This is a genomic window from Pseudomonas sp. W22_MBD1_FP4, assembly GCF_052113765.1.
Classification (GTDB): Bacteria; Pseudomonadota; Gammaproteobacteria; order Pseudomonadales; family Pseudomonadaceae; genus Aquipseudomonas; species Aquipseudomonas sivasensis.
Genome location: NZ_JBGQOI010000024.1, coordinates 88,619 through 101,480, shown reverse-complemented (window position 1 = coordinate 101,480; position 12,862 = coordinate 88,619). Strand labels below are relative to the sequence as shown.

Annotated in this window: 10 protein-coding genes; 9 read left to right on the top strand and 1 reads right to left on the bottom strand. The window is 57.3% G+C overall.

Annotated elements, in window-relative coordinates; translation table 11 throughout:
* Positions 1-666 precede the first annotated feature (666 nt).
* The 7 genes from tig to ACEN2T_RS25180 all read left to right on the top strand — a co-directional run bounded on the left by tig (position 667) and on the right by ACEN2T_RS25180 (position 9,821).
* Positions 667-1,977: a trigger factor gene (tig, locus tag ACEN2T_RS25210; RefSeq protein WP_032889911.1), complete on the top strand. Its 1,311-nt coding sequence runs from the start codon at positions 667-669 to the stop codon at positions 1,975-1,977.
* A 91-nt stretch (positions 1,978-2,068) separates the two neighbouring features.
* Positions 2,069-2,704 (top strand): ATP-dependent Clp endopeptidase proteolytic subunit ClpP, encoded by a 636-nt coding sequence (gene clpP / locus ACEN2T_RS25205; protein ID WP_003174822.1) that lies wholly within the window; start codon positions 2,069-2,071, stop codon positions 2,702-2,704.
* A 112-nt stretch (positions 2,705-2,816) separates the two neighbouring features.
* A complete protein-coding gene (clpX, locus tag ACEN2T_RS25200) occupies positions 2,817-4,100 on the top strand; it encodes an ATP-dependent Clp protease ATP-binding subunit ClpX (protein ID WP_003238279.1) in 1,284 nt (427 codons plus the stop codon).
* 173 nt (positions 4,101-4,273) lie between these two features.
* Positions 4,274-6,670 carry an endopeptidase La gene (gene lon / locus ACEN2T_RS25195; protein ID WP_032889909.1) on the top strand — a complete coding sequence of 799 codons (2,397 nt, stop codon included), beginning with the start codon at positions 4,274-4,276 and terminating at the stop codon, positions 6,668-6,670.
* 149 nt (positions 6,671-6,819) lie between these two features.
* Positions 6,820-7,092: an HU family DNA-binding protein gene (locus ACEN2T_RS25190; protein ID WP_003174819.1), complete on the top strand. Its 273-nt coding sequence runs from the start codon at positions 6,820-6,822 to the stop codon at positions 7,090-7,092.
* Positions 7,093-7,322: 230 nt separating this feature from the next.
* Positions 7,323-9,197, top strand: a complete 1,875-nt coding sequence (locus tag ACEN2T_RS25185) for a SurA N-terminal domain-containing protein (protein WP_442117746.1) — start codon at positions 7,323-7,325, stop codon at positions 9,195-9,197.
* 99 nt (positions 9,198-9,296) lie between these two features.
* Entirely contained in the window at positions 9,297-9,821 is a 525-nt protein-coding gene (locus ACEN2T_RS25180) for a GNAT family N-acetyltransferase (RefSeq protein ID WP_442117745.1), read from the top strand.
* On the opposite strand, the gene ACEN2T_RS25175 is transcribed toward ACEN2T_RS25180, so the two are convergent.
* Positions 9,768-10,973 (bottom strand): MFS transporter, encoded by a 1,206-nt coding sequence (locus ACEN2T_RS25175; RefSeq protein ID WP_442117744.1) that lies wholly within the window; start codon positions 10,971-10,973, stop codon positions 9,768-9,770. The two genes, ACEN2T_RS25180 and ACEN2T_RS25175, sit on opposite strands and share 54 nt — an antisense overlap.
* A 119-nt stretch (positions 10,974-11,092) precedes the next feature.
* Between ACEN2T_RS25175 and ACEN2T_RS25170 the strand changes: the two genes are divergently transcribed.
* A complete protein-coding gene (locus ACEN2T_RS25170; protein ID WP_442117743.1) occupies positions 11,093-11,989 on the top strand; it encodes a LysR family transcriptional regulator in 897 nt (298 codons plus the stop codon).
* Between the two features lie 89 nt (positions 11,990-12,078).
* A complete protein-coding gene (locus ACEN2T_RS25165; RefSeq protein WP_095184387.1) occupies positions 12,079-12,861 on the top strand; it encodes a DUF2242 domain-containing protein in 783 nt (260 codons plus the stop codon).
* Position 12,862 lies beyond the last annotated feature (1 nt).

Sequence of the window (12,862 nt, the reverse complement as noted above, 5' to 3'; positions counted from 1 at the left end):
CTCAGTTGGTAGAGCACGGGATTGTGACTCCCGTTGTCGAGGGTTCGATCCCCTTCGTCCACCCCATATTTTGAAAAAGCGCCAGATCAATGATCTGGCGCTTTTTTTTGCATCTGGAAAAAGCCAGGTCTTGTTTCTGTGGGCGGTTGCGGTCGAGTAGTGCGACGCGCCTAGAGATTATGGTTGTCAAAAAAGCAAGCATTCTCAATGCCTTGGCGTTAGAATCGTTGCCGGTTTTGAACGTGTAGGACTGATGCTCGTCTATAGAGGGGTCAGTACCGCTATTAAATAGCGATAACGGCGCAGTACCTGAAAAGGGCTGTGCCGTTTTCGTTTAAGCGTTTCGAGTTTCAAGGGCGGGGCGCTTCATCGTATTTGTGTTTCTCGATGCTGCTTCCCTGTCGCCGGTCTTGCTCGCAAGGCTGGCTGCCGGGGGCTGCGTTCCTGGTCCTTCTATATATAGAAGGGTTGGCGCAGAGCCCTGGCGTGATGAGCTGTATTTGCTAACGGGATGAGGTGCACGCGTGCACTTGAACCTACAAATGGCCTGCTGTTTTTTTACCCGTTTCCAGTAGGGTGACTTCTTGAGTTTGACCCTCTAGAATGCATGCCCTTGATTCTGGGGTCGGAAACGGCCGGCTAACGTCTGTGCAACGAGGAATATTCATGCAAGTTTCTGTTGAAAATACTACTGCTCTTGAGCGCCGCCTGAGCATCACCGTGCCGGCAGAGCGTATCGAGACTGCGGTCAACAAGCGTCTGCAGCAGACTGCCCAAAAGGCCAAGATCGCTGGTTTCCGTCCAGGCAAAGTGCCGATGAGCGAAATCAAGCGCCGTTTTGGTGCTGATGCGCGTCAAGAAGCTGTAGGTGACGTGATCCAGGCTTCCTTCTACGAAGCCGTTGTTGAGCAAAAGCTGAACCCAGCTGGCTCGCCTTCGATCGAGCCTAAGTCCCTGGAAGCTGGCAAGGACCTGGAATATGTTGCCGTATTTGAAGTGTTCCCAGAGTTCGAGGTCGCTGGTTTCGACGGTATCGAAATCGAGCGCCTGAGCGCTGACGTCGCTGATTCCGACCTGGACAACATGCTGGAAATCCTGCGCAAGCAGAACACTCGTTTCGAAGTGGCCGATCGTGCCGCCCAGAACGAAGATCAGCTGAACATCGATTTCGTTGGCAAGGTTGACGGCGAAGTGTTCGCTGGTGGCTCTGCCAAGGGTACCCAATTGGTACTGGGCTCCAACCGCATGATTCCTGGTTTCGAAGACGGCCTGGTTGGCGCCAAAGCCGGCGAAGAGCGTGTTCTGAACCTGACTTTCCCTGCTGACTACCAAAATCTGGACTTGGCTGGCAAAGCTGCCGAGTTCACCGTGACCGTCAACAGCGTTTCCGAGCCTAAGCTGCCAGAGCTGAACGAAGAGTTCTTCAATCAGTTTGGTATCAAGGAAACCGGCATCGAAGGCTTCCGCACCGAAGTTCGCAAGAACATGGAGCGCGAGCTGCGCCAGGCCATCAAGTCCAAGGTTAAGAATCAGGTCATGGACGGTCTGCTGGCTGCCAACCCGATCGAAGTGCCTAAGGCTTTGCTGTCCAATGAAGTGGATCGCCTGCGCGTTCAAGCGGTTCAGCAGTTTGGTGGCAATATCAAGCCTGACCAACTGCCTGCCGAGCTGTTCGAAGAGCAAGCCAAGCGTCGCGTTGTGCTGGGTTTGGTCGTGGCTGAAGTGGTCAAGCAGTTCGACCTCAAGCCTGATGAAGATCGCGTTCGCGAAATGATCCAGGAAATGGCTTCGGCCTACCAGGAGCCTGAGCAGGTTGTGGCTTGGTACTACAAGAACGACCAGCAACTGAACGAAGTGCGTTCGGTTGTGCTGGAAGAACAAGTTGTGGATACTGTTCTGCAGAAGGCTAAGGTGACCGATAAAGCGGTCTCTTACGAAGAAGCAGTCAAGCCGGCGGAAGCAGCACAAGCCGACTGATTGTCCAACTCGTTGGAAATTCAACCATAAGCCAGCCTCGCGCTGGCTTATGCGTTTTCAAGACATGACTATTTGGGAGTAACTGCAGAGCATGTTCCGTAATTCCTATATTCAGCAGAACTCTGATATCCAGGCCGCAGGCGGCTTGGTCCCGATGGTTGTCGAGCAGTCTGCTCGTGGCGAGCGCGCCTACGACATCTACTCGCGCCTGCTCAAGGAGCGAGTGATCTTTCTGGTGGGCCCGGTAGAGGACTACATGGCCAACCTGATCTGTGCGCAGCTGCTGTTCCTTGAAGCGGAAAACCCGGACAAGGACATCCATCTCTACATTAACTCGCCGGGCGGTTCGGTGACGGCAGGTATGTCGATCTACGACACCATGCAGTTCATCAAGCCTAACGTCTCGACGACCTGCATTGGCCAGGCCTGCAGCATGGGCGCGTTCCTGCTGACGGCGGGTGCCGAGGGCAAGCGTTACTGCCTGCCGAACTCGCGCGTGATGATTCACCAGCCACTGGGCGGTTTCCAGGGCCAGGCGTCGGACATCGAAATCCACGCTAAGGAAATCCTCTTCATCCGCGAACGTCTTAACACGCTGATGGCCAAGCACAGCGGGCACACGCTGGAAGAAATCGAGCGCGACACCAACCGCGACAACTTCATGAGCGCCGAAGCCGCCCGTGAATACGGGTTGATCGATGCAGTGATCGAAAAGCGCCCCGCTTAATATAAGCCGCTCAAAATAGGGCTGGTCGGCGTGTCCGATCATCGGCGGGCTTGAAAAAGCCCGCATAAGCCTTCATCTTGTGTTGCAAGCCTATCGGATTTGGATCGAACGAATGACTGACACCCGCAACGGCGAGGACAACGGCAAGCTGCTCTATTGCTCCTTCTGTGGCAAAAGCCAGCATGAAGTACGCAAGTTGATTGCCGGCCCCTCGGTGTTTATCTGCGACGAGTGCGTCGACCTGTGCAATGACATCATCCGCGAGGAGGTGCAGGAAGCACAGGCCGAGAGCAGCGCGCATAAACTGCCTTCGCCTAAAGAAATCAGCGGCATCCTTGATCAATATGTGATTGGTCAAGAGCGTGCAAAGAAGGTTCTGGCCGTAGCGGTGTACAACCACTACAAGCGTCTGAACCAGCGTGACAAGAAAGGCGACGAAGTCGAACTCGGCAAGAGCAACATCTTGCTGATCGGTCCTACAGGCTCGGGTAAAACCCTGCTTGCAGAAACCCTCGCTCGTCTGCTGAATGTTCCGTTCACCATCGCCGACGCTACCACCCTCACTGAGGCTGGCTACGTGGGTGAGGACGTCGAGAACATCATTCAGAAACTGCTGCAGAAGTGCGATTACGACGTAGAGAAGGCCCAGATGGGTATTGTCTATATCGACGAAATCGACAAGATCTCGCGCAAGTCTGACAACCCGTCGATCACCCGGGACGTTTCTGGTGAGGGCGTGCAGCAGGCTCTGTTGAAGCTGATTGAAGGCACGGTTGCTTCCGTACCGCCACAAGGCGGCCGCAAGCACCCGCAGCAGGAATTCCTTCAGGTTGATACGCGTAACATCCTGTTCATCTGTGGCGGTGCGTTCTCTGGGCTGGAAAAAGTTATTCAGCAGCGTTCCACCCGGGGCGGTATCGGTTTCAGTGCAGAAGTGCGCAGCAAGGAAGAAGGCAAGAAGGTGGGCGAGTCCCTGCGTGAGGTTGAGCCTGACGATCTGGTCAAGTTCGGTCTGATCCCGGAATTCGTTGGCCGTTTGCCGGTCCTGGCCACATTGGACGAGTTGGATGAGGCTGCTCTGATTCAGATCCTCACCGAGCCGAAAAATGCCCTGACCAAGCAGTACGCCAAGCTGTTTGAGATGGAAGGTGTGGACCTTGAGTTCCGTACTGATGCCCTCAAGTCGGTAGCCAAGCGGGCGCTGGAGCGCAAGACCGGTGCACGTGGTCTGCGTTCTATCCTTGAAGGTGTATTGCTCGACACCATGTACGAAATCCCCTCGCAGTCTGAGGTGAGTAAAGTGGTGATCGACGAAAGCGTTATAGAAGGTAAGTCCAAGCCGCTGTATATCTACGAGAACAGTGAGCCGACTGCCAAAGCTGCGCCAGACGCGTAAGCGTTTCGCAGTTTCGGTACAAACAAGGGGCCCCTAGGGCCCCTTTGTTTTTTGTGCGACTTTTATCTTGAAGCGTTTACTGCGTTTAACTGCTGGCAATAAGCTTGTTTTTTTTGCATGCAGCCCCCATCTTGGTTTCAAGCTTATTTTTCAACTGTCATAGAGGCGAAATCATGAAGACAACCATTGAATTGCCTCTCCTGCCGTTGCGTGATGTCGTCGTTTATCCGCACATGGTTATCCCGCTGTTCGTGGGGCGCGAGAAGTCTATCGAAGCCCTTGAGGCAGCGATGACGGGCGACAAGCAGATCCTGCTGTTGGCCCAGAGAAATCCTGCCGATGATGATCCAGGCGAAGACGCCCTGTATCGCGTCGGTACAATTGCTACTGTCCTGCAACTGCTCAAACTGCCTGATGGCACCGTCAAGGTGCTGGTAGAAGGCGAGCAACGAGGTGCTGTAGAGCGTTTCATGGAGGTGGATGGTCATCTGCGCGCCGAAGTGGCGCTGATCGACGAAGTCGAAGCCCCTGAGCGCGAATCCGAAGTTTTTGTACGCAGCCTGCTCTCGCAGTTCGAGCAGTATGTGCAGTTGGGCAAAAAAGTCCCGGCTGAGGTCCTGTCTTCCCTCAATAGCATTGATGAGCCAAGCCGTCTGGTCGACACCATGGCCGCACACATGGCGCTGAAGATCGAGCAGAAGCAAGACATCCTCGAAATCATCGACCTGTCGGCCCGTGTTGAACATGTCCTAGCGTTGCTGGATGCCGAAATCGACCTGTTGCAGGTTGAGAAGCGCATTCGTGGTCGCGTGAAGAAACAAATGGAGCGCAGCCAGCGCGAGTACTACCTGAATGAGCAGATGAAGGCCATTCAGAAAGAGCTTGGCGACAGCGAGGAGGGCCACAACGAAATCGAAGAGCTGAAAAAGCGCATTGATGCCGCAGGCCTGCCGAAAGACGCTCTTACCAAAGCTAATGCCGAGCTGAACAAGCTCAAGCAGATGTCGCCGATGTCCGCTGAAGCGACCGTAGTGCGCTCGTACATCGACTGGCTGGTGCAGGTGCCGTGGAAGGCCCAGACCAAAGTGCGTTTGGACCTGACACGTGCCGAGGAAATTCTCGACGCCGATCACTATGGCCTCGAAGAAGTCAAAGAGCGGATTCTCGAATACCTCGCCGTGCAAAAGCGCGTGAAGAAAATTCGTGGTCCGGTGTTGTGCCTGGTCGGACCTCCAGGTGTTGGTAAAACCTCTCTCGCCGAATCGATTGCCAGTGCGACTAATCGCAAATTCGTGCGCATGGCGCTCGGCGGTGTGCGTGATGAGGCGGAAATTCGTGGTCATCGCCGAACTTACATCGGTTCGATGCCAGGAAGATTGATTCAAAAAATGACAAAGGTGGGTGTGCGCAACCCGCTGTTCCTGCTTGATGAAATCGACAAAATGGGAAGCGACATGCGTGGCGACCCGGCATCGGCGTTGCTGGAAGTGCTCGATCCTGAGCAAAACCATAATTTCAACGACCATTACCTGGAAGTCGACTACGACTTGTCTGACGTAATGTTCCTCTGCACTTCCAACTCCATGAACATCCCGCCGGCCTTGCTGGATCGGATGGAGGTGATTCGTCTACCGGGTTACACCGAGGACGAGAAGATCAACATTGCGGTCAAGTACCTCGCGCCCAAGCAAATTTCGGCGAATGGCCTGAAGAAGGGCGAGATCGAATTTGACATCGAAGCGATCCGCGACATCGTGCGTTACTACACCCGCGAGGCCGGTGTGCGGGGCCTTGAACGCCAGATCGCGAAGATTTGCCGCAAGGCAGTCAAAGAGCATGCGCTGGAAAAACGCTTCTCCGTGAAGGTGGTGGCCGACTCCTTGGAGCACTTCCTGGGTGTGAAGAAATTCCGCTACGGCCTGGCCGAGCAGCAGGATCAAGTCGGTCAGGTGACTGGCTTGGCGTGGACCCAGGTTGGCGGGGAATTGCTGACCATCGAGGCTGCTGTGATTCCAGGCAAAGGCCAGCTGATCAAGACCGGTTCCCTGGGTGACGTGATGGTTGAATCCATCACTGCCGCGCAGACCGTGGTGCGCAGTCGCGCCAGAAGCCTGGGGATCCCCCTGGACTTCCACGAGAAGCATGACACTCACATCCATATGCCGGAAGGTGCTACGCCTAAAGATGGCCCTAGCGCTGGCGTAGGCATGTGCACGGCCTTGGTGTCTGCATTGACCGGCATCCCGGTGCGTGCCGACGTTGCCATGACTGGGGAAATCACCCTGCGTGGTCAGGTATTGGCCATCGGTGGTCTGAAAGAGAAATTGCTTGCAGCACACCGGGGTGGTATCAAAACAGTGATCATCCCTGAAGAGAATGTTCGCGACTTGAAGGAAATTCCTGACAACATCAAGCAGGATCTTCAGATTAAACCGGTTAAATGGATTGACGAGGTCCTGCAAATTGCGCTGCAATACGCGCCAGAGCCCTTGCCGGATGTGGCTCCGGAGATAGTTGCCAAGGATGAAAAACGAGAGTCTGATTCCAAGGAAAGAATTAGCACGCATTAATGTGAATAAGCCTGGAGGCTTCCTTGACAGCTTTTTAGAGCCCTTGTTATAAAGCGGCTCTTAAGTGTCTGTAGGCCATTCAGCACTGGTTTTTGCTGTTTACCAAAAAACTTAGAATCATACTCAATAGATATATAAGGGGACTTAGAGTGAACAAGTCGGAACTGATTGATGCTATTGCTGCATCCGCTGATATCCCGAAAGCTGCTGCTGGCCGTGCGCTGGATGCAGTAATCGAATCCGTCACTGGCGCTCTGAAGGCCGGCGACTCCGTGGTACTGGTAGGCTTCGGTACGTTCTCTGTGACTGACCGCCCAGCTCGCACTGGCCGCAACCCACAGACTGGCAAAGCACTGCAAATCGCTGCTGCCAAAAAACCAGGTTTCAAAGCCGGTAAAGCCCTGAAAGAAGCCGTTAACTAAGCTTCGTTCAAGCCTTTGCTACACGGGTCGGACGCAGGTCTGGCCTGGCAGCGGAGCGGTAGCTGACCCACGTATCCATTGGGTCGCCACGCCGGGGGTGCAAGTTCACCCCCCCGTCCGCTCCGCCAGTTACGAGAAGGCGCATCCTCGGATGCGCCTTTCTTCTATCCGGATTCTACCCACGCTCCACGGTTGCCAATTTTTGAAGTTCAACCGTTTCTGGGGGACGCATGCTGCAAAATATCAGGGACAATTCACAAGGCTGGATTGCCAAGACCATTATCGGGATCATCGTCGCATTGATGGCGTTCACCGGTATCGAAGCCATTTTCCAGGCTTCGGGTACTAACAAGCAGGACGTGGCCAAGGTCAACGGTGAAGAAATCACCCAGACCGAGCTGAGCCAGGCCGTCGACATGCAACGTCGACAGCTGATGCAACAGTTGGGCAAGGATTTCGACGCTTCGCTCCTCGACGAAAAACTGCTGCGCGAGGCGGCTCTCAAAGGCCTGATCGACCGCAAGCTGCTGCTGCAAGGTGCTGCCGATTCCAAGTTCGGATTCTCTGAAGCTGCATTGGACCAGGTGATCCTGCAAACGCCGGAATTCCAGGTTGACGGCAAGTTCAACGCCGAACGCTTTGATCAGGTGATCCGTCAGTTGGGCTACAGCCGTCTGCAGTTCCGTCAGATGATGACCCAGGAAATGCTAATCGGTCAGGTTCGCGCAGGCATTGCCGGTAGCGGCTTTGTCACCGATGCCGAAGTGCTCGCATTTGCCCGTCTGGAAAAACAGACTCGCGATTTCGCCACCGTCAACATCAAGGCCAACCCTGCGGCGGTGAAGCTCACCGACGAAGAGGTCAAGGCTTACTACGACCAGCACGCCAAAGAGTTCATGACCCCGGACCAGGTGGTCATCGACTATCTGGAATTGAAGAAGTCTTCTTTCTTCGACCAGGTCAACGTCAAGGACGATGAGCTGCAGGCGGCCTATCAGAAAGAAACCGCCAACCTCGCTGAACAGCGTCGCGCGGCGCACATCCTGATTGAAGTCAACGACAAGGTTTCCGACGCGCAAGCCAAGGCTAAGATCGAAGAAATCCAGGCACGCCTGGCCAAAGGTGAGAAGTTCGAAGCCCTGGCCAAGGAGTTTTCCCAGGATCCTGGCTCTGCCAACAACGGCGGTGACCTCGGCTTCGCTGGCCCTGGCGTCTACGATCCGGACTTCGAAACGGCCCTGTATGCGTTGAAACAGGACCAGGTCTCGACGCCGGTGCGCAGCACCTTCGGTTGGCACTTGATCAAGTTGTTGGGCGTTGAAGCACCGCAAGTGCCGACGTTCGCCAGCCTGAAAGACAAACTGACCCGTGAGCTCAAGGCCCAGCAGGTAGAGCAGCGTTTTGTCGAAGCGACCAAGCAATTGGAAGATGCGGCATTCGAAGCTTCTGATTTGGCTCAGCCTGCCTCTGACCTGAAGCTGACCGTGCACACCTCCGCACCGTTTGGCCGTGAAGGTGGTGACGGTGTCGCGGCCAACCGTGCCGTGGTCACCGCTGCGTTCAGCCCGGAAGTGCTGGATGAAGGTGCCAACAGCACCGCCATTGAGCTGGACCCGGAAACCATCATCGTGCTGCGTGCCAAAGAGCACCGCAAACCTGCGCAACTGCCGCTGGAAAGCGTTGCTGCGGCAATCCGCACGCAGATGGCCAAGGAGCGCGCCAGCGCGGCTGCCAAGACTCGCGCTGACGAGCTGATCGCCAGCCTGCGTGATGGCAAGACACCGCTGAACCAGCCGGTCGATGGTCAGGCGTGGAAAGTCACTGAAGCGGCTACCCGTAGCCAGGAAGCGATCGACCCAGCCGTATTGCAAGCCCTGTTCCGCATGCCTAAGCCTGCGGTCAAGGACAAGCCGACCTTCACCACCGTGACCCTGGCTGACGGTAGCCTGGCGATCGTGCGCTTGAACGGCGTGAATGAAGCTGCAGCCCCATCGGAAGAAGAAAAGGCCCAATACCGCCGCTTCCTCGCTTCCCGTGTCGGCCAGCAGGACTTCGCAGCGTACCGCAAGCAGTTGGAAACCAAGGCTGATATCAAGAAGTACTGATGTTGGTTTGAACAAGAAGCCCCCGGCCTGAAAAGACCGGGGGCTTTTTTATGTGCGCTAGACTGGGTGCTAGGTATCGTCGACCCAGGAGTTCCATGCATGTTGATTCAAGGAATGGACGGCTTGCTGATCCGCCGCGCCCGTGTGGCGGATGTTTCTGCCGTGCTCCAGGTGTTCGACGAGGTGATTGTATGGTTCGTTGGCATAGGCAATACCCATCAGTGGGGCACCGAGCCCTGGTCGGCGTTGCCCCGGCGGATCGCGCAAGTGGCTGAAGCCTGCGCGTTGCCCGGGGCGTGGGTGGTAGAGGATCCCGCAGGGCGTATCCGTGGAGCGCTGGTTTTGGGCGATCCCATGCCTTATGTACCGTTGGCGACTGAGCCCGAGGTGTATGTGCGCCTGTTGATTGCCGCGCGTGACCCGCGTGTTCGCGGCCTTGGGCGGCGCATGATGGCCTTTGCCGATGACCAGGCCCGGGCAGTAGGCGTCACGCGTTTGCGTGTGGACTGCTACGGCGGCGGGACAGGGGATCTGGTGCGTTTTTATGTGTCCTGTGGCTACGAGCGCATTTCAACATTCGACTTGGCGGGCTGGCCGGGCCAACTGTTGGGGCGCCGTCTGTGATGCGCCGGCCCAGGCCAGTAGCATCAGTAGCATAACGGCCCATGGAAAGCCCGCGACGCCCCAGCCCTGAAGCAACACGCCACCCGCCAGCCCGCCACCGGCTATCCCCAAGTTCCACACGGTCACCAGCATTGATTGTGCGGCATCCGCCGACTCGCCCGCCGATTGGGCCAGTGCGGTTTGCAACAGCGCCGGCAGGCCGCCGAACGCCAGGCCCCATAACGCCACGGCGGTATAGATGACTGCCGGCACATTGATCCAGAACGCCAGCGCCAGGGCGATCAGGCCAAACAGCGCACAACTGATTAATAGTAAGGCGCGCAGCCACCGGTCAATCAACACACCTGCCAACCAGATGCTAAGCACCGCCGAGAGGCCAAACACCAGCAGCACTCGGTCAACATCCGCATCGATCCCGGCGGGCACCAGCAACGGGGCGATGTAGGTGTAGAGAATGTTGTGGGCCAGCACGTAGGTAAACGTTACCCACAGCACCGGACGAATTCCTGGCAGGTTCAGCACCTGGCGCAGCCCCAAGCGTTTATCCGCCCGTTCGCCGGCAAAATCCGGCAGTTGCCAGCGTGCCCAGGCCAGTAACACCAAGGTCAGCCCGGTCATGATTGCAAAACTCAGGCGCCAGCCAACGGCGGTGCCGAGGAAGGTGCCCGCAGGCACACCCAGTGACAGCGCCAGCGGTGCACCCAGCATGGCCACGGCAATGGCGCGACCTTGCAGGTGTGGCGCCACCATTCGGCTCGCATAACCCGCTAGCAACGCCCAAAGCAGCCCGGCGAAGACCCCGGCAAAAAAGCGCGCCACGAGGGTCAGCCCGTAGTGGCTGGACAGCGCGGTTATGCTGTTGACCAAGGCAAAGCCGCCGATGGCCATCAGCAGTAACGGTCGTCTGCGCAAGCCGCGGGTCAGCAGCGTCAGGGGGATGGCCGCCAGCAACGAGCCAAGGGCATAGACCGTGACCAGTTGACCGACCAGGGCGGGCGACACGCCTAGGCCTTCGCCTATCTGGGGTAGTAATCCGGCGGGCATGGCTTCGGTGAGGATGGTGATAAAGCCAGCGCTGGCCAGGGCCAGTAGACCGCCCAGCGGTAATGAATCCCGCTGGGCTGATGCGGTGAGTGAAGGGCTGCTGCTCATGACGTTTTATCCAGGTAAAAGGGCAAGCAGGCAGAGTAGGGGGCTGTGGTTGACGGAAAAACAGGCTAAGGTTCCGAACTTATCGGACGCAAGTGTCCGCAATCGCTGAAGGCGGGATCATGGACAGCTTGGGCAGCCTTTCGGTGTTCGTGCAGGTGGCGCAGACGCTCAGCTTCACCGCCGCCGGCCGTGTGCTGGGGGTGTCGTCGTCGGCTGTAGGCAAAAGCATTGCGCGGATGGAAGAGCGCCTGGGCGTGCGGCTGTTTCACCGCAGCACGCGCAGTATCACCTTGACCAGTGAAGGCTCGCTGTTCCTTGAACGGTCGCGGCGGATTCTCGCTGAGGTGGAAGCAGCCGAGCAGGAACTGACAGACGCCGGTGCAACCCCACGGGGCAAGCTGCGCATCAGTGTGCCGCAGGTGCGGGACTTGTTGATGCCAGTACTCAGTGACTTTATGCGCGTCTATCCGGATATCGAGTTGGATGTGGATTTCTCTGACCGTATGGTGGACGTGATCGAGGAAGGTTTCGATGCGGTGATTCGCACGGGCAAGCCGGAAGATTCGCGGTTGATAGCGCGCCACCTGGGTCACTACCAGTTGGTGCTCGTCGCCACACCGGGATACTTCGCCCAACACGGCACCCCGCAGCAACCACAGGACCTGAATGGCCACGCCTGCCTTCGCCACAAGTTCTGCGCCACGGGCAAGCTCGAGCCCTGGCCGTTGCGTCTTGCCCCGGGTGCTGCGGAACCGCTGTTACGTACGCCGTTGGTCAGTACCACCATTGAGTCTCTGAACCACGTGGTGCTCGAGGGTTTGGGCATTGCCTGCCTGCCGGACTACATGGTCAACCAGGCCGTGGGCGAGGGGCGCTTGCAACGGGTGTTGGATGATTACCTGGAACACCGGGGCAGTTTCTGGATGTTGTGGCCCGGTCGCCATACTTCGACCAAGGTACGCGTGTTTATTGACCATATGTGCGCCGGGCTTTTCCCTGCAGGCCCCGGTGCGTAACCCTGTGACGTTTTACCGACAGGAATGCGCGCGCCAAGGCCTCGTTCTGTTGCACAATACCGCCCAGACCGTTTTCCTCAGGATCTTCAATGTCGACATCATTCCACTTGCGTAGCCTCGGGCTGGCGCTGGTGCTGGCGGGCGCCGCGGGCTGCTCGTCACCCAAGACCGCTATTTATGAACATGAGAACTTCGACGACTCCGGTACGTTTTCCCGGGATTACCCCGTTAGCGATGTAGCAGCGTGCGAGGCCGCGCGGCGTGCCTTGCTGAGCCAGGGCTACATCATCACCAGCAGCGACCCGAAACTGGTCGTGGGTAACAAGAGTTTCCAGCAGACCGGCGAAACTCACCTGCAGATCAGCTTCAACGTGGTGTGTGCCGATGACGGCAAAGGTAAAAAGCACTCGACGATGTTTGCCAACGCCCTTCAGGATCGCTATGCGCTGAAGAAGGTCAACAACTCCGCGAGCCTCGGTGTAGGCGTGCTGGGGTCGGTGTCGATGCCGATTGGCTCCACCGATGACTCGATGGTGAAGGTGGCGAGTGAAACGGTGTCCGCGCCGAAGTTCTACGATCGCTACTTTGCGTTGGTGGACGTCTTCCTGCCCCAGGAAGTGAAGAAGGCTGAGCATATCCCCGAGCAGCCAAAGGCGGACCTCGGTGTGCCGGAGCCGAAGGCCGCACCCGCTGCGGAGAAAGTCGAGGCGCCGAAGGAAGAGCCTGCCGTACCAGCTGCTGCGGAGCCGGTTGTGCCTGCGCCTGAAGCTGCACCGATTGCCCCGCAGGCCGAGCCCGCACCCGCTACGACCACGCCGGACCTGCCTGCGCCTACAGAAGCGATTCCGCCCCTGCCAACGCCTGCGCAGTAGT

What these genes read in the sequence shown, in the direction of transcription:
- clpP (WP_003174822.1), top strand. Translation starts at nt 2,069, where the DNA reads ATGTTCCGTAATTCCTATATTCAGCAGAACTCTGATATCCAGGCCGCA.
- ACEN2T_RS25170 (WP_442117743.1), top strand. Translation starts at nt 11,093, where the DNA reads ATGGACAGCTTGGGCAGCCTTTCGGTGTTCGTGCAGGTGGCGCAGACG.
- lon (WP_032889909.1), top strand. Translation starts at nt 4,274, where the DNA reads ATGAAGACAACCATTGAATTGCCTCTCCTGCCGTTGCGTGATGTCGTC.
- clpX (WP_003238279.1), top strand. Translation starts at nt 2,817, where the DNA reads ATGACTGACACCCGCAACGGCGAGGACAACGGCAAGCTGCTCTATTGC.
- ACEN2T_RS25180 (WP_442117745.1), top strand. Translation starts at nt 9,297, where the DNA reads ATGTTGATTCAAGGAATGGACGGCTTGCTGATCCGCCGCGCCCGTGTG.
- ACEN2T_RS25165 (WP_095184387.1), top strand. Translation starts at nt 12,079, where the DNA reads ATGTCGACATCATTCCACTTGCGTAGCCTCGGGCTGGCGCTGGTGCTG.
- tig (WP_032889911.1), top strand. Translation starts at nt 667, where the DNA reads ATGCAAGTTTCTGTTGAAAATACTACTGCTCTTGAGCGCCGCCTGAGC.
- ACEN2T_RS25175 (WP_442117744.1), bottom strand. Translation starts at nt 10,973, where the DNA reads ATGAGCAGCAGCCCTTCACTCACCGCATCAGCCCAGCGGGATTCATTA.
- ACEN2T_RS25185 (WP_442117746.1), top strand. Translation starts at nt 7,323, where the DNA reads ATGCTGCAAAATATCAGGGACAATTCACAAGGCTGGATTGCCAAGACC.